Source organism: Halodesulfovibrio marinisediminis DSM 17456 (genome assembly GCF_900129975.1).
Classification (GTDB): domain Bacteria; phylum Desulfobacterota; class Desulfovibrionia; order Desulfovibrionales; family Desulfovibrionaceae; genus Halodesulfovibrio; species Halodesulfovibrio marinisediminis.
Map to the genome: position 1 here is coordinate 908,215 of NZ_FSRG01000003.1, position 21,166 is coordinate 929,380.

Below are 21,166 nucleotides of genomic sequence, written 5' to 3' on the forward strand. Positions count from 1 at the left end.
TGCTACAACGCCCCGCTTGACCAACGGGAAAGAAAACCCTGATAGAAGTCAGGTGGTGTCACAAGAAGCTCTCTTTCAAGCGTCACCATCAACAACACGGAGTAACCGCGCGTAACAACTTCATCCTGTTCATTGCGAATATAAAATTCATACGACAGCTTGGCGGCTTCACTCCAATGAAGCAATGCCTCAACGGAGCAAGTGTCACCATACTCAAGGGGCTTAATGTAATCGACATGCATCTGCTTGATAGGCGTTACAATCCCCTGCTTGTAAAAATCCATATAGCCAATGCCCAAAGAGTCACCCAGAGCAACTCGGGCGTCTTCAAAATAACTGGGATATCGGCCGTGCCAGACAATGCCCAAAGGATCTACTTCTTCAAATCGAATCCGCCTTTCAACCTTACAGGAAAGCGGCTTTGGTCCATCAGAGGAACGGAAATACGGCTTAATCACACACCCTCCGTACTGCCTGCTACACGGGCGAGCTGCAATGTAAAGGAGGAGGCAACACCATTTTCTGTTGTCAAACGAACATTTACAGAAGAACACTCCTTATTAGCAGGAGTACAAGACACAGCCACGTCCATATCCGGCGATACAGGCTGAACGAACTTTGCATTGCTAATGGCAGAAATTTCCAAGCTGTTTCCACAAATGCGTTCAGCAGTAACCACGCCCATCAACATCTGAACTATGCCAGGCAAAATAGGACGTTCGGGAAAATGGCCTTCAAATCCTACAAACGATACAGGCAGCCGAAAGTGAGATACCCACTGCCCTGTTTCCCCCTGCTGCACCGAGGTCATTGCATTGATAAGTTCTTTACGCACCCTGTTCATTTCTTCTCTCCCTCGGCAACAGACACAACGACAAATTTAACACGTGCATTTATCTCGTTATTCTCTGGCTCTAAATATACAAGCATTGTCGGCATCCATTGAGAACCGACAGATGTATGATTACTGTACGTTGCTTTCCACAACAGTGAAGACTCGTTATACACGGCTGTTTCACCGCGCACGACTTTAGCTACCCCATTGCCCCCAACAGCTTGTCCGAGCTGCTGATCCTCCACTTGGGGATGACCAACGGTAATGTTACCAAGCGGCTGTGGCATAAAAGTATTTGTCAGACAAATTTGTCCTTCGCACCGCTGCAAAATTTTTCTTTGCCCATCAGAACGAGCAGAATCGCTTTCTAAAGGCATATAGTTTACCAACATCCGGCGAACGCTTCTCACCACCAGTTTGCGCACCTGTGATAATCCGATACCGGGTAGCGTCGAATGAAGCTGTTCCCCCTCCGGCATCACAGATACATCAAAAAGCTTGGTCCCTAATTCGGAAAATGTAACAAGTCGGGCAATCCGAGTTACACCGTTTAAATGCATAAGGCCTTGGAAGGTAAAACTCTTGCCGTTGGTCGACACATCTCCGGACAGTCTTATTCGATACATCGCCTTGCTTTGACTCCAATGGGTTACGGCTTCAATAGCAACGTCACCATCAGGAGGCATCGGATGCGGATCGATACTGCCTGCGGAGCACCCCGTCAGCAAGCAACAAAAGAGTACTAATAAACGAATCATCGCACACTCCGACAGCTTTTAGACCGATACAGCATAGGGACAAGAAATAACGCAGCCGGAATAGCTGCTCCAACACCGAGAAGCACGGTTATACCCAGCGAATACATTGCAGGATGCTCTGCAAAAACAAGTGCACCGAATCCAGAAACCGTTGTTAAACCGGAAACCAGTACTGCACGGAGCGTTCCATGCTCAACACCTTCTTTACAGGCATTCACAACAAAAATTCCATAATCAGCAGCAAGGCCGATAATTAGTGGCAACGCTGCAATACTGAATAAGTTGAATGAGGTTCCTGTGACTCTCATTACGCATAATAAAAATGTCAGACCAGTACATAACGGGAGTATTGCAAGCAGAGTCAGCCCTATGTGACGGAAGAACAACAACATCAGCACCGCCATGGAAGCAAAAGCCAATCCGACGAACAGTCGGAAGTCCTGCTCAATTGCTTTACCGAGTTGTTCCCCAAGATTTCTTGCCGAATAAAAATATATCCCCTCAGGCAATTCAGAAGAACGAGCGAGATCACGAATTTCCGGCAGATCTGGCACAAGAGTCTGTACATACTGCCTGCCGTCCTTTTCGGCATACAAAAGCGACGAAATACCGCCGATACCTGCTGCGTTCAAATCTGCCAGTCCAATATCAGCTGGAGTAGTGGTCATCCATTGAAAAAAAGGATCAAAGGCATGAGGAGAAAATCCGTATGTAGATTGCGCATGTAACACTGCCTGCTCCATAGCCGATAACTGACTGGCGGCAAAAGTATTCCACCGGCTACGGTTGGCAGCCCTTTTGTCTTCAGCGGGCAATACGGTCGACAAAGAATATGCATGCTTCACTACGCCGTGTTTACGTAAATACGCGCTGAGCTCTTCGCCTCTTTTAAGAGCCTCTTCCTGTGTTGTTCCTTCTGCAAAAAAAATTGCGGATTCATTTTTCCCACCCCACTCCTGCCGAATAGTATCCTCTGCCTGCAACAAAGTTTTTGGAAAAACACTGAGCGAGCGTAGCTCGTTGTCCATCTGCACATGTCCCCCGTAAAACAAGGCACCGGCGAGCACACCGCAGGTAACGATACAAAGAGGAACATTCCACTCACGTTCACCATCATAAGAGATAGAACTGCCGAACTGATTCGGAACTCGTCTACAACCTGTTTCAATACCAGAACTTGGCACTAGGCAATGAGGAAGAAGAACTAACGCCAGTACTAATCCACAGCACAGACCGACTATGCCGAAATACGCCAATTGCTGAATGCCCGGCATAGCGGAGAAAGCCAATGCACCAAAGGCAGCCAGAGACGTTATGCCACCGAACAGTACCGGACGGGCGACTGCAGCAAGTGTTTCAGCAGGAGTACTGGAACTGTACCGAAAGGCAAAATAGACATGCAGGGCAAAATCAACAGAAATTCCAAGCAGTACTGCACCGAAACCTAAGGTGATAGAAGAAACAACCGACTGGGTAACAGCCAAAACAGAAGATGCAACAAGTAACACAACGCCAGGTACAGCAGCCACCCACAAAATATCCCGAGAGCGGATGAACACAAAAAATATTGCCAGTAAACCGACGAGCGATACCGTAAGCACCACACGCAAGTCCTGCTTAATCGTGCGAGCATTTTCCACAGCAAACTGATGTCCGCTAAATACGGTTGTGCTAATATCTCCAGTCACCGTATCCCGCAGCACTTTCGAAATTCCGGCAAGCATTAATTCAGCATTGCCAGAGTCGGTGGGAGCTACAGAACTTTTCACCAACAACAAAAGTTTCCGCCCGCCGTCCTTCGATAACACGCCCTGCTGCACAGTCACATCTTTTGCAACTCGAAAAGAGCGCAGCAACTCGTATAAAGGCGACAGAAGATGAAATGGATCGTATTGGATAAATTTCTTGGAGACAAAACTGGAAGCATTAAACAAATTCAGATAGTTATCCCGCATCACCGTATCAAGCTCATGCTCAGCAAGCTGCTTTTCTAGCGAGTCTATAACAGCCTGATCAGCCAAAGAGGGAAGAATTCGAACAAATGCTTTCGGGTCCGGCAATACATTGTCCGGTAAACAAGGGGTCAGATTATCTGGTAATGCAGACCGGAGCCTTTTTGCTGCTGCAAACAAAGTCTGTGGAGAGGTATTCTCGCCAGCCTCAAGTTGAATAAAAACCATTCTGGAAAATGGAGCCAACTCCATAAGCTTGAGACTGTACGATAATTCCGGATCGTTGTTGGGCAAAATCATACCGATATCTTCACGCACCTGCATGCGACTTAACATTACGCCACAGCAGACAAGCACCAATACGGCAAAAATAAGCAGCTTTCTTCTATGTGGTACAAGAGCATGGTACCACGCTGCGAAATAATGGATCTGATTCATAATGTATGCAAAGCGTTCCAGACTTCCATGCCCAATCATGGAGTCAGTAAAGAGGCGTCAATATCGGAATTAATTATCGTATCAAAAAAAGTATATGTTGTTACATCGCCATCAGCTTCGATAAACTCAAGCTTGGCAACATCACTCATTGCAGGAGATAAGGTAACCCGTAACTCTCTCAACAAACGGCGTACAACTGTACTCTTCGGAGTCAGAACTAGTTTGAGCGGTTTTTTACTTGCTACAGCAAACTCATATTGTTCGCGAAGCGCATCAAGATCAAAACATGTCCATTTTAGCACCTGTTCTGTCAGAATACGCATTTCAACATCATCCGCCACACGAAACGGTTCATCCGTTCCGGCAAGCGTATTCCAGCGTCGTCCCTGTTTTCCTGCAACAACAAACCCCGCTTTGACGGGTGAAATATATTCCCATCTTAAGCGGTCAGGGCTTTGAAACAACAACACCCCTTGCGACTCTAGAGTGTCATCAAACATAGCCAGTGTCTTGTGCTGCACAAAGCGACATTTCAAGCTCTGTACATTCCCCATTGTCGTCTTAAGCTTATCCAAAACCTCTTCTGTACCTGCATACGCATACGCTCCGCAGGAGAACAACAAGCAAAGACACAACAGAATTACACGCATCATACTTCCGGACCGCCTTCTTCCGGCACGTAAAGTTTTAGACGCACTTCTGCAATCAGCCTTTCACCATGGGTAACGGTGCCATCCACCACGGCAAATCCCTGTAGCAATCCTACAGTTGTAACTGTCACAGTCAAAGAATCACCGGCAACTGCTTTACTAAACACCTTCATTTTGCGAATACCAACGAGATATCCTTCTTTAATATCCTCGTTAGCCTGCGCTAATTGATATCCCTTAAAAGCAGCGTATGCCTGCGCCACCAGCTCGGCATATACAACACTATCAAGTTCAGCGTTTCTGCCGACAAGAATACAGTCTTCGTCAAGCCGAGCGGTAACTACCGCCTGCTCATCTTCAACATGCACGAGACGGTCTACAAGGCGCATAGGCGGCTTATGTGGTAAAATACCTGCAACATCTAATGGCAAAGAGGACACTACTTAGCCTCCTTTTCAGAATCTGTCTTTCCCTTATCAGTATCTTTCTGGGCAGGCCTCCAGCACAGCGGGTCCGAAGCTAAATAGTCCCCTGTTGCCTGATACGCCATCCCTCGACAGCCGTAACATTCATGAGCAAGGTCGCACTCACGACATTCACCTTTGATGTGTTCCCGAACGTTACGTAATTCATGCAACACTCGGCTTTGACTCAGAATATCCGCAAGCGGCTGCGTCCGAATATTACCAACAGAGATATCAACACCAGGACACGGAATAATATCGCCGGAAACCGTTACCGTGCAGGAATATGCATGCCTGTTACAGCACAATCCAACAACGGATGGATGCGGCTCCCAGTGCAGGTCATATCGTTCCCGATCAATGCGGGCCAGCTCTTCAAATAATGCTTGGGTTTCCGGAATGGTAACAGCAAGCTCTGGATGCTTCTGTGCCCGACCTTGCAAGGTAATCATCTCGAAATAAGGAATAATATTCCGATCACGAAGCCAGACCCACATATCCGGCAGTTCATCAATGTTCTGCTTGCAAATGATAGACTGGACCCCCAAAGGAATTTCCGAAGTGGGGTATCCAGCTTCCATCAATAAATCCAGACCGCGTCGAATATCGACATAAGATCCTTTTTTACCGGCTAACCTCTCCTGAACATCGGGACGCATGCTGTTCATCTTTACAACAGGAGCAACCCCCAACGAAAGGAACTCACGTGCCATATCAGCAGTAACGTGCGTACCGTTGGTAAAAAGATCGATTCCTATACCTTTAGCAGCAATTGACCTCATAATGTCCAGCGTATGAGGATATACAAGAGGTTCACCTCCCCCGAGCACAATCACACGACGCACGCCAAGGTCTGCGGCTTCATCCAGCACAGAATAAATTTCATCCAGTGAAAGTTCATCCTCTCTGGCAGAACCGGACTCAGCGTAACAGTAAATGCAGTTCAAGTCGCATTCGCGACTAAGCTCGAGCTCAAGAGAAAGGATGCGATTCTCTTTTCTGGCAGCATCTATGTCTTCTTGGCTAAAATTAGATCCCCAAGGGCGGTCTGGCATACTCAAGATTTACTCCATAACAGCCAACGGAATTGTTGCCTGAATATCATTTCGCAGATTTATGATCCAAGTGTTATAACTACGATGAATAGTCTTACGCTGTGCGTTATAATTCATATTCACACTGTTGAGGTACGTAATAGAAAAAGCTTCAGTGTTATATTTAACATTAACCTGAACCATATGATTACGTACATTCAACGTACCAATCATAAGCCCATTACGTTTCTTTTTCATTACCCAACCACGCTTTGCACCGGCAGTCACAATTGCTTTTTCTACCTGCTTCAGGGTAAGCGACCCTTCAGGTGCCTGAAAAGACTGATCATGGTAGCTCATCATAGTCTTCGAACAACCAACAGAAGCAACAACGAACATCATAACAACAAGAAAAGAGAAAACGCGTTTCATAACAACCTCTTGGGTAACACAAGATTCATAAAAAATAGCTACCGTCGTTTACGGGCAGCAGCTATGGCCTGCTTAACATATTTTCGCATCGCAAGATGGGGCACATCTTCATGCATAAACTGACGAGGATAGACCGGTTCCAACCCTTCAACCACGATCTCTGCCGGCCGCATTGCCCATTGCCCTCTGGGCAACAGTTTATCCGTACCGGATATAGCAAGCGGAACAATAGGAACATCATTGTCTAGAGCCACCTTAAAGGCCCCTGAATAAAACCTGCCCAGTTCTCCGTCGCGGCTTCTATGCCCTTCAGGGAAAAAGAGAATACTCCCTCCCCTGTCGATGACATCACGGCATTGTGCCATAAACTCATCCTGATCAAGCTGCTCGCTGTTCAAATACTTGGCTGCCCGCATAAAAGGAGCATAAAACCACATCTTAAACGGCCATGCGCGAACAACAATAGAAAAGTTTGTTACAGGCAGTGTCCCCATGCAATACACATCAAAAAATGACAAATGATTAGCCACAAAAACACAAGGTGTCGGTACACGTTCCTTTTGCAAGCCTTCTTTACGAACCCGTCCAAAAGGTCTCAAGAACTCCATCCAGACTCTGCCGTAAAACCAGATAAACATACGCGCAACCCTATCCAGCTCCCATCCTGTTACCAATCTCCATAGATGAAACAGGGGAAAAGCCAGAAGCACACAAAAAACAGTCCACCCTATTAACAACGGATACTGAATCAAGTTCATAAGCAGAAGAGACAAACGCATACCAAAACCAAGCTACCCTTCAAGCTCGCTTTTCTTTCGCAAAATATATTTATGTAAATCATCAAGAGTGCGAATTTCTCTCAGTGCCTGATTATCACGTAACTTAAATCCAAACTCCTGCTCCAAAACAACAACCATATCAACAGCATCAAGACTGTCTAAGCCCAGATCATCGTTAAAACGAGCTTCAGGAACCATCTGTTCCATTTCAAGTTCAAACTCTTCCGCAAGTGCGGCATTCGCAATCTCAATTACTTCCTTCTCGGTCATGTAGCATTCCTTATAACTAGTACAGAATTAATGCCCCCGAGGGCAAAACTGTTTTTAACGACGGTGCTAACCGCCTGATTATGATTTACAACAGGCAAATTCACGGCTCCGCACCGTGGATCAACCTCAGTGAGGTTACGGGTAGGAACAATGATGTCATTGGTTATCATCAACACAGATGCAATGCTTTCAAGTGCCCCACTGGCTGCCATTGTATGGCCCATATGCCCTTTTAAACTGCTAATCATCGGCATAGAGGTAAATATCTCAGCTATGGCAGTCGCTTCTGCAATATCCCCCTGCTCGGTGCCCGTAGCGTGAGCACTGATATAATCAACGTCTGCAGGTGATACAGAAGCGTCTTTCAACGCAAGTTCAATACATGTTTTAATGGAGTTAGCGTCTGGATTAGCTATGCTGCTTGGAGAGCTATTGCAGGCAAAGCCTACAATCTCGGCAAGAATATTCGCACCACGGGCTTGCGCATGTTCCAGGCTTTCAACAATAAGCAAACCTGCTCCCTCAGCACAAACAATTCCATCACGACTACTATCAAACGGGCGAGATGATGCTTCTGGAGAGGTTACGTCACTGGATGAAGCAGCATTCATCAGACCAAAAGTAGCAGCAGTAAGCGGACTAAACTCATCAGCTCCACCACACAGCATGACATCCTGCCTGCCATATGCAATGCTCTCATAGGCAAGTCCGATTGCCTGACATCCGGAAGCACAAGCTGCAGAAGGAGCTTCTACACGTCCAGTAACACCTAGCACTTGGGCGAGGTTGGCAGCTACAGTATGCCCCATCACTTTAAAAAATGTTGTAGAACGAATAGCTTCCAGACTATTTTCTTTTACATACTCAGTAAAAAACTCTTCTAAAGCATCCGCACTTCCTATAGTGGAGCCAACACAAACTCCTAATCTTCCAGAAGCTAGAACCGCGTCAGAAATGTTTGCCTGAGTCAAAGCTTCCTGAGCAGCCAGTACAGCGTACTGCGTCATGCGCGACATCGAACGACGATACTGACGGGGAATTACTTTAACATTCACAGGCGGAACCATACCAGCAGCACGGACACTCAACCCAGAAATTTCAGTGCCAGACGGCAACTCACCAACAGCTGAGTCACCAGCCACAAGCCCATCCCACATACTCTCGACACCGGCGCCAAAAGGAGAGACGGCTCCCATGCCTGTAATTACTACTCTTCTCGAATACATGCCCGTAACTCCTTATGCAGTTCTTTCATCCCGACCAAGCACCCGCAGGTTACAAAGGCAGAAACCATTGCGCCAAGAACTCCCGGAAGAAGAACAGATTGACCAGCCAAACCAAGTCCCTTAACTTTTGTCATAGGCATCGGGGAAATCTGATCAATGCAATGCCGTACACCATACAAACTACCTGTAGGGCTCGCTACCCAGTGCTGCATTGTCAAAGGAGTTGCCACATCAACAAGGCTCACACCATCTCTTAATTCAGGACACCCATCTTGAACCCTTTGCCAAATAGCCTTGCCAATACGTTCTTTTTCCTTGTGATATGCATCTGGTCTGTTTCCATATGACGTCGCCTGCCATTCGGAGAAAGCTTCAGTTGGAGCAGCCGTTACTACTGTTATGGCTTGTCGTCCATCCGGCAAAGGCTCACCGCCTGCCAGATAAATAACTCCTTCATCCGCTTCAAAAAATTTTTCTACACAAGGAGCAGTGCAAAGAAATACGTTACTGTCCGTAAGAAGTTCCACAGGATGATCAGCAATAGCAAATAGAACCATTGCCTGAGCTGTATCCTCCAAACGTTTCAGCCGCTTTGCCCATTGGGGACGTACAGCACCTTCCGGTAACAGGTCTGGCAACAAAGCCGGATGACCGGTATAGACACACTGCCTGCTGTGAATCGTGTTACCATCGGTAAACTGCACACCGGCAACACTACCGTCATCCACCAAAATACGCTCAACACCCTTTCCGCAATAGACATCACAGCCTAGCTCACGTGCTCTCTTTTCAAGCGCATCAGCCAGAACCTTGCCCCCACCGGGAAATGAGTGTGCGGAATGCACATACGATGCGAGAGTGTAGGCATGTGCGTCGAAACGCGCCTGCTCAGGCGAAACACCATACAGTAACGCATGCAAGGAAAATGCCGTTTGCAGATACGGGTTCGCTGTCGCCCTACGGGCTTCATCCGCCACGCTTGGAACGTCCAAGTCAGGGATCAGTGCATCTTCATCAAGTGAGTGCTGTAAGTTCAGAAAAGGAGACTGCGCTGCGGTTTTTTCCACACGTTCCCAAAAAGAGACAATCCCGTCCGCTTCTTCAGGGAATTCTTCCATAAGCATAGATACAAACGAATCAGCACCATGCGGAAAAGCTATTTCGCGGGATGAGTCCAGAAATTTGAAAATATTAGCGCAAGCAGGTCTCAGTTCCTTCCGTTCAACATCATCAATGCCTAAGAATCTAAAATAAGACTCCAGCACCCCGCCTGAGCCAAGTCCACCGACATAGTGAACGCCTGTATCAAAATGTACCCCTTGCCTGCTAAATCCACGCAGTAAGGGAGCAAGCCGCTTATCCTTCTCGACAACAGCAACACGTTGTCCCAATTTCGCAAGAGTGATGGCAGCTGTCAGCCCAGAACACCCGCCACCGATTATGATCACATCATACTGCATCAGGAAAATCTCAAAACAAGACTGGCGTTTGTACCGCCGAATCCAGCGGAATTACATAATATATTATGAACGCGAGTTTCTTTGGTCTGTTGAAGAACATTTAACGTTTTAAGCGCGTCATCCGGCTCGCCAAAATTGATGTTTGGAGCAAGAAATTCCCGTTCAGCCATTAACACGGAATAAACAACCTGAGATGCACCAGTCATCCAGAGTTCATGTCCTGTCATTGACTTCAGCGACGCTACCGGCGGTGTTGTATCGCCGAACACTCGTAAAATATTCTGCCCCTCTGCAGCATCGCCCAGAGGTGTAGAAGTCGCATGAGCGTTGATATAGTCGATGTCTGATGGTTGTACATCCGCATTGCGGAGCGCCATGGACATAGCGCGAGATAATCCCGTTGAGCTAGGTACAGAAAGAGCTTCGCCGTCTGAAGAAAATCCATACCCACAGACTTCGCCCAAAATATGTGCGCCACGCTCAACCGCAAGATCGTACCGTTCCAAAACAATTGCGGCTGCACCACCGCTTGGAACAAGCCCGTTGCGTTGAGAGTCAAAAGGACGAGACGCCTTAGTAGGATCATCATTTGTGGCAAAAGCCCCAAGCCCATCAAAACTGCACACAGACTGCCAGTTAAGCTCTTGCGCGGCCCCGCAAATAACTCGTTCCTGACGTCCGAGGGCAATAAGGTCAGCAGCCTGCCCCACGGCATTGCCGCCACTGGCACACGCAGAACTGATGGTCCAGCAGGCACCTTGCGTCCCCAAAATGGAATTCAAGTTCAGTGTCACGGTGGAAGTCATCGCACGGAACACATGCCCGCTGCCGATAAGACAGGTCTCACCACGCTCCCGAAGCAAATCAACTTGCTCCACAGCAGTTAAGCCGCTTGAGTCGCAGCCGAACACAAGTCCGGTCATGTCATTCCGCAACTCTTCAGGAGCAAGACTGGCATGTTCCAACGCATCTGCCACTGCAGCGTAAGCCTGCACAGCAAAATCTGGCATTGTTTTACGTTGCTTGCGCGTGAGATATTTTTTTGGAGAAAAATCGATGGCACCGGTAAGCGAGCTTGCAAAGCCTAGTTCGATTCGCTCTGGATCTGATACAATGCCGGAACGCCCTTCATATAACGCTGACGCAACCGTCTCTCTGTCGTTACCAAGACAAGAGACAATACCGACACCAGTAATAGCGACTCTATACATAGAGAATGTCCCCCTGCCCAAAAATTGGGCTAAAACTACATGTGAACGCCGCCGTTCACAGAAAGAACCTGACCGGTGATATATCCTGCATCAGGGGAACATAAAAAGCGCACCACACCTGCAACTTCTTCAACAGTTCCCATGCGACCAACTGGAATCATTGGAAGGATCTTCTCTTTAGGTAGACCATCTGTCATATCGGTCTCGATAAAGCCGGGAGAAACCGCATTTACCAGAATATTTCTTTTGGCAACTTCTCGCGCAAGAGATTTTGTAGCCCCAATAAGACCTGATTTTGCAGCGGAATAGTTCACCTGACCGGCAACACCTGTCTCACCAGATGTGGAAACCATATTAATGATGCGGCCTTCACGCTTGCGAAGCATATAGGTCAACACACATTTTGTGACATAGAAGAAACCACTCAAATGGACATCCAGCACACCAGTCCAGTCTTCATCGTCCATCCACATCATCAGGCCATCTTTAGTATAGCCAGCATTGTTCACCAGAACATACGGAACAGCATCTTTTAGTAACGGCTCTAACGCAGCCCTGACAGCATCTTTATCGGCAACATCAAAAGGCAAAAGCGTACATTTACGCCCCTTCTCAAGGATAGCTGCCTTAACTTGTTCAGCAGCAGCATGATCACCACGATAATTTAACCAGATATCGTATCCGGACTCAGCAAGGGCCAGAGCCGTTGCTGCACCGATACCTTTGCTGGCACCCGTTATAAGCGCAATAGGAAAAGTCATAGTTCTCTTTTTGATTATAAGTGTTAGACAGGCGCGTTATAAAGGATAGACAACAGAGTTGGCAAGATGATCCGATAACAAATATGTCACCAGTCATGTAGCGAGAATGAATTGGCGGGACTCAAGACAAATAGTAACAACAGGTGACACTTAAGCGCCCAAAAAGTTGGGTCCTCCCTTGTCGCATTGCTTATCCTCAACATATTTCAACTATAGAAAAAGCGCTCTTACCTGTGGTAAGAGCGCATAGAATACACTGCTACCTATAAGCTAAATGTAAATATGTCAGCTACCTGTGCGGAGAATCAAAAACAGTCACAGCCGGTATTTTTCCTTTGAACTTTTCAATTTGCACAAGAGCTGTATTTGCAACAGTCGCCTGAGCAAGTTTTGAAGACCCCTTGTCCAAAGTCAGCACATTCACATGACCATACTTACATAAGGAATCATCTTCACCAGGATTAAGCGGATCATACCAGCCGCCTTCACGTAATCTGATAACACCTGCTCTAATTCTATCGGAAACTTTTGCACCGGCTAAAACTTGTCCACGGTCATTAAATACTCGTACAATATCACCATCTTTAATGTTACGTGCTTTTGCATCTTCAACACTCATTAAAACAGGTTCACGATCTTTTACAGTGTACTTTTTACGTAGAGACTTAACGTTATTCATTTGTGAATGAAGACGATTTTTGGGATGAGGACTAAGTAAGTGCAACGGGTACTGTTTTGCTTTTTCCGAACCAAGCCATTCTGCTGGCTCAATCCAACTTGCATGCGGCGGACAGTCATCATACTGCATTTTTTCAATATCACGACTAAAGAGTTCAATTTTACCGGATGCTGTACCTAAAGGCTCCATATACGGTTCTTCCCTATACTCTGCATGGCGGACCCAATTCTGAGCTTCTTTTTTTACCTCAAACTTCAGCTCTTCGTTCTTTTCCCAAAAAGATGAGAAGTCCGGCATTGCAAGTTTTTTATTCTTACCTTGTTTTCGTGCAGAATCATAAAACGATGCAACCCAGTCCATCTCGCCTTTGCCTTCCGTAAAGGCATCTCCATATCCCATCTGTTTAGCAAGAAGCGAAAAGATTTCGTATGTTGATTTAGATTCATAAAGAGGATCAATCACTTTCTTCATCGGCATTATGTATTTTGCCGAGTAATCGCCTCCACGCTCAATGTCATTTTGCTCAAAGTTGGTGCATGCCGGTAAGACAATGTCTGCAAAACGAGCTGTAGAGGTCCAGAACATTTCGTTAACAATAATTGTCTCTGGTTTTCTCCAAGCCTTAATAAGCTTGTTGCGATCCTGCTGATGATGGAACGGGTTTCCACCAGCCCAATATATAAGCTTGATGTCCGGATATGTAACCTTTTTACCGTTAAAGTCGATCGTCTTACCCGGTTCGAGCAATGCGTCTGTAATACGGGCTACCGGAAATGCTGGCGGCATGCCTTCCGGTGTTTTTCCTGCGCTAAAACCAGGAAGCCCTGGTGCATCAGCTGTAGGTGAACCTGCTCCAGAGTAATGATAAGCAAGACCGAAGCCTCCACCTGGCAACCCGATCTGACCGAGCATTGAAGCAAGTGTAACAAGCATCCAATGAGCCTGCTCACCATGATCTGCCCGCTGCATAGACCAACCGCTCATCAACATGGTACGATGTTTTGCTGCACTTCTTGCCAGCTCACGAATAACGCTTGCAGGTATACCGCAAATATCAGAAGCCCACTCAGGAGTTTTCGCAACCGAGTCAGAACCGCCTGTAATATATGAGGATACTTTATCGTATCCTACTGTATATTCATCAAGAAAATCTACATCAACCAAATCTTCTTCGATCAGGGTGTATGCCATACCCAGCATCATCGCCACATCAGTATTTGGCCGAGGTGCGATATGCTCGGCATGCAAATACTCGGAGGTATCATTGCGAATAGGATCAATTACGATAATTTTTTTTCCGGACTGCTTTAGTTTTTCTATCCATTCCTGTCCTTCATGGTCTGGAACAGACCACCCCATTTTCAGGGTAGTAAGCGGATCCGAACCCCAAATAATAATCTGCTCTGAATGTTCTATTACTGTAGGCCACGTACTTTGCTGGCTATAAACCTCCATATTACCCATCACATAACCCATTACAATCTGAGATGCGCCGGTACTATAGTCACCGACACAACTGGTATATCCGCCATGCAGGTTAAGCAATTTATGCAATGCTGCGGAAGAGTTGTGCAATTTTCCAAGGTTACGCCACCCAGGGCTACCACCATAAATGGCAGAGACACCATGTTCTTTTTTTACTCTGTGTAATTCTGACGAAACTAACTCAAGAGCTTTTTCCCAACTAACACGAACAAATTCTCCTTTGCCACGCTCGGATGTATCACTTGCCTTTCCCTTCTCTAAAAAGCCCTTTCGTACCATCGGGTATTTAATTCGACTTGGCGAGTAAACATATTCTGGTGAAGATGTAACTAAAGAGTTCGGAAACTTATCTCCGGAAAACGGTACTGCTTCGACAAACTTGCCGTCTTTGACCTTGGCTCGAAATGCTCCCCAATGAGCAGCAGTCAAAACATTATCATGCCCGCCTGCGGCATATGCCGAAGTAAGAAAAGAAGGCCCAAGCAACGTTGCAAATCCTGTAAAAGCGGAAAGTTCCAAAAACCTTCTTCGAGAAATGCCTTTATGGGTATCAGCCATTGTCATACTCTCTCTCCTCTCTGATACATAGTGATAAGATTATCTTTCTTCGGGACAGACAGAGCTACCTGCAAATCTTTCGCATCTGCTTGTACAAAAGATACTAGCCCCTTTACGACTAACGAATAAAAACCGTCCGGCTCAACCTGAACACACATATTGGCGAACTCAGGGAGCCAGTTTAATAAGTGTTCTTTGATAAACAGCTGTTGACGGGCAAGAGAAACAAAAGGCTCTTCCACCATCTGATCTTCTGTACAAAGCACACTCATAAATTCAAGAAGAACAGCTAAGTGATCGCAAGGCTCAGTAAAGTCAGAACTGACACCTAATCCGTAGTCAGCCATAATTGACCTTACATCCGTTTCTGCCTGCTGATGTGTAGAAGCAGAACCGCTTGTAAATACAGACTCATACGGTGGAACAGACCTCATGCCGCCTGCCCCTAAAAATAGCCTTGCAAATTCACAGGACATATCTAACGAAATGCTTGAAGCATCTCCCTTCTTAAAACGGGCTTCAACAGTACTTGACCAAGGAGCAAACTCAGGAATTTGAGATAACGAAGCCAACCAGTCCCGTCCTTCGCCTTGTTGATATGAAAACACCTGTTCCGCTGTAAGCTCTTTTCCTAACAAGCTGGAAAACCAGCAATATAGGGCAGAACGCACTTCAGGAAGAAGCTTTGGTTCATACTTTTTCATTACACAATTCCTAGTGACTGCCGTTCATATCTGAAGCATGCATCTGAAGATACTTAAGGAAGAAACGGTACTCTTGCTTTGACAAAGAAATATTATGTTTCATTGCCTTCAAGTTACCTATCCACTGGTTGGCATTAAAATGTGCAGCAGGTGTTGCGTTGTGACATGTGCTGCAAGCACTGCTCAACATTTCACTACCGTAACTCCAAAGTGGTTCACGGCTGTTGATGACATTTTCAGATTTAATCCAACAGGTAAGACTTACCTGATGCCATGTCTGCTCAGTATCAGGATCAACTTGGGTGCCGTGGACCTTCACATCAGATCTAATTTTTTTAGAAAGAGCGGCACTGAAGATACGTTTTCCTTGTTCTTCATAAATCATTGCATCAACACCATCCTGCTGCCAGCCTTCAATTAATACATTCAGCCAACCATCAGCACGCTCCAACACCTTAACCTGTGTTGCCGGAAGCAACCTGCCGACAGGTTTACCGTCTTTCTCCTTATAAATTGGCATCATTAAAATAGGATACTGGATATCTCCACTAATCCCCTGCTCTTTAGCCAGAGTTATTAGCTCTTCAAAAGCAAGCTTATATCCTGAAGACATATCCGGAAGCTTGTGAGTAATGCCTTTGTGACAGTTGATGCAGGTTTGACCTTCTGAAAGACCTTTCTGCATTCGTTTTGCACCGTCTTGCTTCTTAAATGAATCATATTTAAATGCCTTTTGCTCATGGCATTCTCGGCACTCTCTTGAGTCATTGGCTTCCATTTCAGCCCACACACGCTTTGCAAGACGTAATCTGTTTTCATCAAACTTTTCAGGTGTATCAAGAACTCCTTTAAAAGATTGAACAAGCTCTCGGGACGCCACAATCTTGCGTTGAAGCATTGGAAGAAAATCGGAAGGGACATGACATGAAGAACAGTCAGCACGCACACCAGAGGCACTCATGTAATGCTTACTTTTACTGTACGCAGGAAATACATTTTCCTTCATCTCATGACATGAAAGACAGAATCCACCAGACTCTTTATTTGTGGTGGCAAAAACACCTGCACTGGAAATGCAAGTAACTACAATCAAGCCAATAACCAGCAAGGCTCGCTTAGTTGTAAACAGATGGGTCAAAACATCCTCCAACAGATTCTTTTTGTTTGAAATCTAAGCAAGCTAAGCAAACGCAATGCCAATTATTTCTGTTAATTTTATTTACTATTTCAGTCACTAAAGATGACGAGCTTCAAGTTGTCCAAAAAAACTGGTCAAACCATGTATAAAAAAAAGACAGTACTCCACAAAAAGTGGACACTGTCTTTAAAAAAAGGACACCTTAAGGAAGGTGTACACGCATAAGCTTATTTACAAAAATTACTAGAACATATTACGTTTTAGAGCGTATTCAACAAGCCAACAAGTGGATTATGCCCCTGAATGTTAGCCACAGATAAATACAACGCCCGCCTCCTATAGTCATACGTAGTTAACGGGAAATTTCATTTTTCTTGAGTAGTGAATAAAGGCGACTTCTGCCAAGACCGGTGACCTGACAAGCTGCTCTGATATCCCAGTGAGCATATTGCATTACATCTTGCAGATACTGTTTTTCTAATGCCGCTAAAGCTTCCTGTTTGAACTCCTTATACGGAAGGGGTTCCTTTATAGAAGCTGAAGATCTCAGGCTACGATCCTCGGCTGATGCTGAGAGGTAATCATCAACTTGTTCTATTGATGAAAATTTTGATTGAAGCACCGCCATGCGAATACGTTCCGGCAAATGTCTTGGAAACAAATCCGGTTCCTGTATTGCCGCAACAAAAGCACTTTCTATTGAATTATAAAGCTCTCGCACATTGCCAGTCCATTCATACAGGCACAACATATCTACAAGCTCAGATGCAACTCTTTTCGGCTTGCAGTTGTATCTTGCAGCGATCTTTTTATTGAAAAAGTCAACCAGCTCAGAAATATCCTCTTTTCTTTCACGCAGGGGGGGCAATGATAACGTCATGGTTTGCAAACGGTAAAGCAAATCTCTTCTAAAGCGTCCATCTTCTACCATGGAGTCGAGACTTCTGTTGGTGGCAGCAACCAGTCTAAAATTACTGTATACCTCATCTTTACCGCCTACAGGACGAAAACATTTTTCTTGCAGTACCCGAAGAAACTTTCGCTGACTTTCAAGTGGTAATTCACCAATTTCATCAAGAAATAGTGTTCCTCCATCAGCCTCTCGAACCAGTCCATTACTTGCCTTCTCAGCTCCGGTAAATGCTCCACGAACATGCCCGAACAGTGTACTTTCAATCAGATTATCTGGGATGGCAGCGCAATCAACTGTAATAAAACATGAGTTTGCTCGTGAACTGTTTTCATGCAAAGCTCTTGCAAAAAGTTCCTTTCCTGTTCCTGTTTCACCCGTCAGAAGAACTGCAGCATCGCTTTGAGCTGCTTTGCGCATTTTCCGTAACGCAGATTTAACGGCAAAACTGCTTCCAACTATTCCGGACCTGTTCAACTCTTTTGCTCCGTTGGCGGAAGCAGCAAGATTATCCCTATATTGAAGTACACGCTTTAAGGGCAGCAAAAATTTTTTAGGTGAAAGGGGTTTTTGCAAATAGTCCCACGCACCATTGCGAATCGCTAACTCCACCCCCCCTGGGTCCCCCTGACCAGTCATAATAACTACTTCAGGAGGCAGAGAAAGATCTCTAAGCCTTGGAAGCAGGTCCAGCCCGCTGCCATCGGGCAATTTTACGTCCAAAAAAACTACATCAAAGTTTGCAGCCAAGCCCTTCTCAATACCGTCAGTAAGAGAGTGTGCGACTTCTGCTGTATGCCCGATAGTTAAAATCAACTCAGAAAGAAACTGGCATGTAGGTATATCGTCATCAACAATGAGAACGTGAGCCATAAGTTTTCCCAAAAAGTTTCAAATAAATTACATTGAAATAAACCGGCTGACAGTGTCAGCCAATTCCCTGATGCTCACCGGCTTTTTCAGAAGAGCCGCTAATCCCAGTCCTTCTGCTTTCCGTTCATCAAAGCGGGAGCTGAACCCAGTACACAAAATCACTGGAATATCAGGACGAATATCTAGAATGCTTCGTGCAAGCATATCTCCAGTCAGTCCAGGCATATTATAGTCTGTTATAACCAGCGAATAACTTTCCGGCGACGTAGAAAATAACTTCAAAGCAGCTTCAGCGCAGCGCTGAGCTTGAACTGTGTATCCAAGCTGCTCCAACACTTCAGAATAGGATAAAAGAACCGTTTCTTCATCATCGACAAACAAAATTTTTCCATCACCTTGCGCTGTCGAAATACCACTTTCTTTACGCAAAGAGTCCGGACTTTGGTCGCAGGAAGGAAAAATTATATTTATCCGAGTCCCTGTCTCTACTGCACTGTCAACATGCACAAATCCACCATAGGAAGAAACAATCCCCGCCACAATAGACAGTCCAAGCCCCGTACCTTCTCCAGGAGGTTTTGTTGTAAAGAAGGGATCGAAAACATGCTCAAGCACCTCAGGGGGCATCCCCGGTCCATCATCCTCAACACTAAGTAAAATATAGCTGTCAGATACAGACAAGGCACCTTGGAACATATGTTTCGGTACCGTGAACTCTTTTTTAAGAAATATTCTGATAGTCCCTTTTGAATCCCCTATCGCCTGCACCGAGTTCATACACAAATTCATCAAAACTTGAGAAATCTGAGTGGAATTTGCTAAAACTACCGCCTCCTTGTCGACACGCAGTTCCATCTCGATCTTTGCCGGTAAAGAGACTCTGAACATTTTTTCTGTTTCAAATACAACCTCATCAAGACGAAGCGGCTTTACCCCATCACTGTTAGGACGTGCAAAATTCAAAATTTGTTGTACTACGTCCCTGCCACGATAAGCAGCAGCCAGAATTGACTGAAGCTTAGCTCCGACACTTTCTTCTTCCACTTCGTGAAATAGCTCTATCATCTCACCATTGGCAATAATCGCACCCAGAATGTTGTTAAAATCGTGTGCGATGCCTCCTGCCATTACACCAAGAGACTCCATACGCTGTACTCTAATAATTTGTTTGTCTTTCTCAAGAAGAGCACGCTCCGCCTGCTTATGACGCACAACCTGTCCAAATGTCGAAACAAGAGTATTGAACGTTGAAAGAGCCTCAGGCGAGTAGTTATCATTACTCGCCACGCCGACTACAAATTTATCGATATTATCCGTATGAAATGCACGCAGCGCAAAACAGGCAGGCAGTTCACCTTTATTTCCTGTTTTAACGCTTATAGTTGATTGTACAGCCGTATTGCAGCAAAGATTTTCAAGTGGAAATGACACTTGGTTTAGAACAGTTACATAGTCTTCAGGAAAACTGGTCACCATATTCAGCCTGTCATTTTGTTTAACAGCCAAAAAAACGACCTTTGCCCCCATAGTCTGGTGAATTAATTCTAAACAGGTGCCATGCAATGCTTGCTCAGAAGAAGCCTGTAACGACTGAAAAAGCATAGTGTTAACGGCTTCAAGTGCCAACGTACGCTTCTTTACAGTTTTTTTTAAGCTTTGGTTCCATCCAGTAATTAATGCCAGTAAAGCTAATCCAACACCAAGTACGATCAGTGTTCCACCTATTAGCCTGTCATCTTTCCAAATTGGAACCTTTGGAGTAACCAACCATTTGCTATGAAGTTCTGCATGTTTTGATGATGGAATTTGCTGAACGGCTCCCAAAAGCTGTTTTTTAAGCTCAGGCATGTTTTTACGGACAGCCATACCTCTGACCGCAATATAGTCAGTGAATCCAGCGATCTTCATTTCACCAAAACGCTTTTTATCAAGAAAATATGAAGCGATGGTTAAATCAAGAATGGCTGCGTCAGCCTCCCCTTGCAGTACTGATTCTAAAACAGTTGTCCCGTTCCCGTCATATTCAACTAGGTGAATATCGTTCCCGAACAGTTTTAAAAGATACTGCGCCACCCCAGAATATGCTGGAATAGCAATACGCTTACCGCGCAGAGAGTCGACATTTTCCCCAAAGGAGGCTTCCGCAGTTGTGACTACTACTGTAGGCTGCTGAATATATGGAAAAATAAAATCCATTTTTCGTTGTAATTCAGGCGTACGTTCCACTAATGGGATAAAATCCACGTCCTTGAGTTCCACGGCTTTGAACATTCGATATCTGCCAGTACACCGTGTACGCTTAAACTTCACTCCAAGAATTTTCTCAAAAAGATGTACATAATCAGCAGTTATCCCAGAATAAAGACACTGACCATCCACAAACTCATATGGAGGTGTGGCTATGCATGTACCAAATCTTGGAGCACGGGCACGGGACGTCAGCAAATCCGGTCCTACGCTGTTACACAATCCAATTGAAGAGAGGACACTGAGTAGAGCAAGTGCAAGAAGAGAAATCCCAAGCAGACGTGAATATTGTTTCATACAGC

General features: G+C 45.5%; 19 protein-coding genes. All 19 read right to left on the minus strand.

Annotated features, from left to right (window positions below; translation table 11 throughout):
- Positions 1 to 2: 2 nt before the first annotated feature.
- The 19 genes from BUR09_RS04345 to BUR09_RS04435 all read right to left on the minus strand — a co-directional run bounded on the left by BUR09_RS04345 (position 3) and on the right by BUR09_RS04435 (position 21,161).
- Entirely contained in the window at positions 3 to 458 is a 456-nt protein-coding gene (locus tag BUR09_RS04345; RefSeq protein WP_074215705.1) for an acyl-CoA thioesterase, read from the minus strand.
- The gene (locus tag BUR09_RS04350; protein WP_074215706.1) at positions 455 to 844 is read right to left on the minus strand and encodes a hotdog family protein; all 390 of its coding nucleotides are present in this window, start codon (positions 842 to 844) and stop codon (positions 455 to 457) included. Before BUR09_RS04350 ends, BUR09_RS04345 begins: the two co-directional genes overlap by 4 nt.
- The gene (locus tag BUR09_RS04355; RefSeq protein ID WP_074215707.1) at positions 841 to 1,593 is read right to left on the minus strand and encodes a hypothetical protein; all 753 of its coding nucleotides are present in this window, start codon (positions 1,591 to 1,593) and stop codon (positions 841 to 843) included. The genes BUR09_RS04350 and BUR09_RS04355 overlap by 4 nt, the downstream gene beginning before the upstream one ends.
- A complete protein-coding gene (locus BUR09_RS04360; protein WP_175565985.1) occupies positions 1,590 to 3,983 on the minus strand; it encodes an MMPL family transporter in 2,394 nt (797 codons plus the stop codon). Before BUR09_RS04360 ends, BUR09_RS04355 begins: the two co-directional genes overlap by 4 nt.
- Before the next feature lie 35 nt (positions 3,984 to 4,018).
- Positions 4,019 to 4,636, minus strand: coding sequence for a LolA family protein (locus BUR09_RS04365; protein ID WP_084539324.1), 618 nt, complete (start codon positions 4,634 to 4,636; stop codon positions 4,019 to 4,021).
- Positions 4,633 to 5,073: an ApeP family dehydratase gene (locus BUR09_RS04370; RefSeq protein ID WP_074215710.1), complete on the minus strand. Its 441-nt coding sequence runs from the start codon at positions 5,071 to 5,073 to the stop codon at positions 4,633 to 4,635. The genes BUR09_RS04365 and BUR09_RS04370 overlap by 4 nt, the downstream gene beginning before the upstream one ends.
- Positions 5,073 to 6,152 carry a radical SAM/SPASM domain-containing protein gene (locus tag BUR09_RS04375; protein ID WP_074215711.1) on the minus strand — a complete coding sequence of 360 codons (1,080 nt, stop codon included), beginning with the start codon at positions 6,150 to 6,152 and terminating at the stop codon, positions 5,073 to 5,075. The genes BUR09_RS04370 and BUR09_RS04375 overlap by 1 nt, the downstream gene beginning before the upstream one ends.
- 9 nt (positions 6,153 to 6,161) lie before the next feature.
- Positions 6,162 to 6,563: a hypothetical protein gene (locus BUR09_RS04380; RefSeq protein ID WP_074215712.1), complete on the minus strand. Its 402-nt coding sequence runs from the start codon at positions 6,561 to 6,563 to the stop codon at positions 6,162 to 6,164.
- Positions 6,564 to 6,601: 38 nt separating this feature from the next.
- Entirely contained in the window at positions 6,602 to 7,201 is a 600-nt protein-coding gene (locus BUR09_RS04385) for a lysophospholipid acyltransferase family protein (protein ID WP_175565986.1), read from the minus strand.
- Positions 7,202 to 7,354: 153 nt separating this feature from the next.
- Positions 7,355 to 7,612: an acyl carrier protein gene (locus tag BUR09_RS04390; protein ID WP_074215713.1), complete on the minus strand. Its 258-nt coding sequence runs from the start codon at positions 7,610 to 7,612 to the stop codon at positions 7,355 to 7,357.
- Positions 7,609 to 8,838, minus strand: coding sequence for a beta-ketoacyl-[acyl-carrier-protein] synthase family protein (locus BUR09_RS04395; RefSeq protein ID WP_074215714.1), 1,230 nt, complete (start codon positions 8,836 to 8,838; stop codon positions 7,609 to 7,611). Before BUR09_RS04395 ends, BUR09_RS04390 begins: the two co-directional genes overlap by 4 nt.
- Positions 8,820 to 10,298, minus strand: a complete 1,479-nt coding sequence (locus BUR09_RS04400; RefSeq protein WP_074215715.1) for a phytoene desaturase family protein — start codon at positions 10,296 to 10,298, stop codon at positions 8,820 to 8,822. Before BUR09_RS04400 ends, BUR09_RS04395 begins: the two co-directional genes overlap by 19 nt.
- Complete coding sequence (locus BUR09_RS04405) at positions 10,298 to 11,509, minus strand: beta-ketoacyl-[acyl-carrier-protein] synthase family protein (protein ID WP_074215716.1); 1,212 nt, start codon at positions 11,507 to 11,509, stop codon at positions 10,298 to 10,300. The genes BUR09_RS04400 and BUR09_RS04405 overlap by 1 nt, the downstream gene beginning before the upstream one ends.
- A 35-nt stretch (positions 11,510 to 11,544) precedes the next feature.
- On the minus strand, positions 11,545 to 12,270 hold the full coding sequence (gene fabG, locus BUR09_RS04410) for a 3-oxoacyl-ACP reductase FabG (RefSeq protein ID WP_074215717.1): 726 nt from the start codon (positions 12,268 to 12,270) through the stop codon (positions 11,545 to 11,547).
- 289 nt (positions 12,271 to 12,559) lie between these two features.
- Positions 12,560 to 14,998: a trimethylamine-N-oxide reductase TorA gene (gene torA / locus BUR09_RS04415; protein ID WP_217694166.1), complete on the minus strand. Its 2,439-nt coding sequence runs from the start codon at positions 14,996 to 14,998 to the stop codon at positions 12,560 to 12,562.
- Positions 14,995 to 15,696, minus strand: coding sequence for a molecular chaperone TorD (gene torD, locus BUR09_RS04420; RefSeq protein ID WP_074215718.1), 702 nt, complete (start codon positions 15,694 to 15,696; stop codon positions 14,995 to 14,997). The genes torA and torD overlap by 4 nt, the downstream gene beginning before the upstream one ends.
- A 10-nt stretch (positions 15,697 to 15,706) precedes the next feature.
- Positions 15,707 to 16,834: a NapC/NirT family cytochrome c gene (locus BUR09_RS04425; RefSeq protein WP_217694167.1), complete on the minus strand. Its 1,128-nt coding sequence runs from the start codon at positions 16,832 to 16,834 to the stop codon at positions 15,707 to 15,709.
- A gap of 352 nt (positions 16,835 to 17,186) precedes the next feature.
- Positions 17,187 to 18,617: a sigma-54-dependent transcriptional regulator gene (locus tag BUR09_RS04430; protein ID WP_074215720.1), complete on the minus strand. Its 1,431-nt coding sequence runs from the start codon at positions 18,615 to 18,617 to the stop codon at positions 17,187 to 17,189.
- A 27-nt stretch (positions 18,618 to 18,644) separates the two neighbouring features.
- Positions 18,645 to 21,161 carry an ATP-binding protein gene (locus BUR09_RS04435; RefSeq protein ID WP_074215721.1) on the minus strand — a complete coding sequence of 839 codons (2,517 nt, stop codon included), beginning with the start codon at positions 21,159 to 21,161 and terminating at the stop codon, positions 18,645 to 18,647.
- Positions 21,162 to 21,166 lie beyond the last annotated feature (5 nt).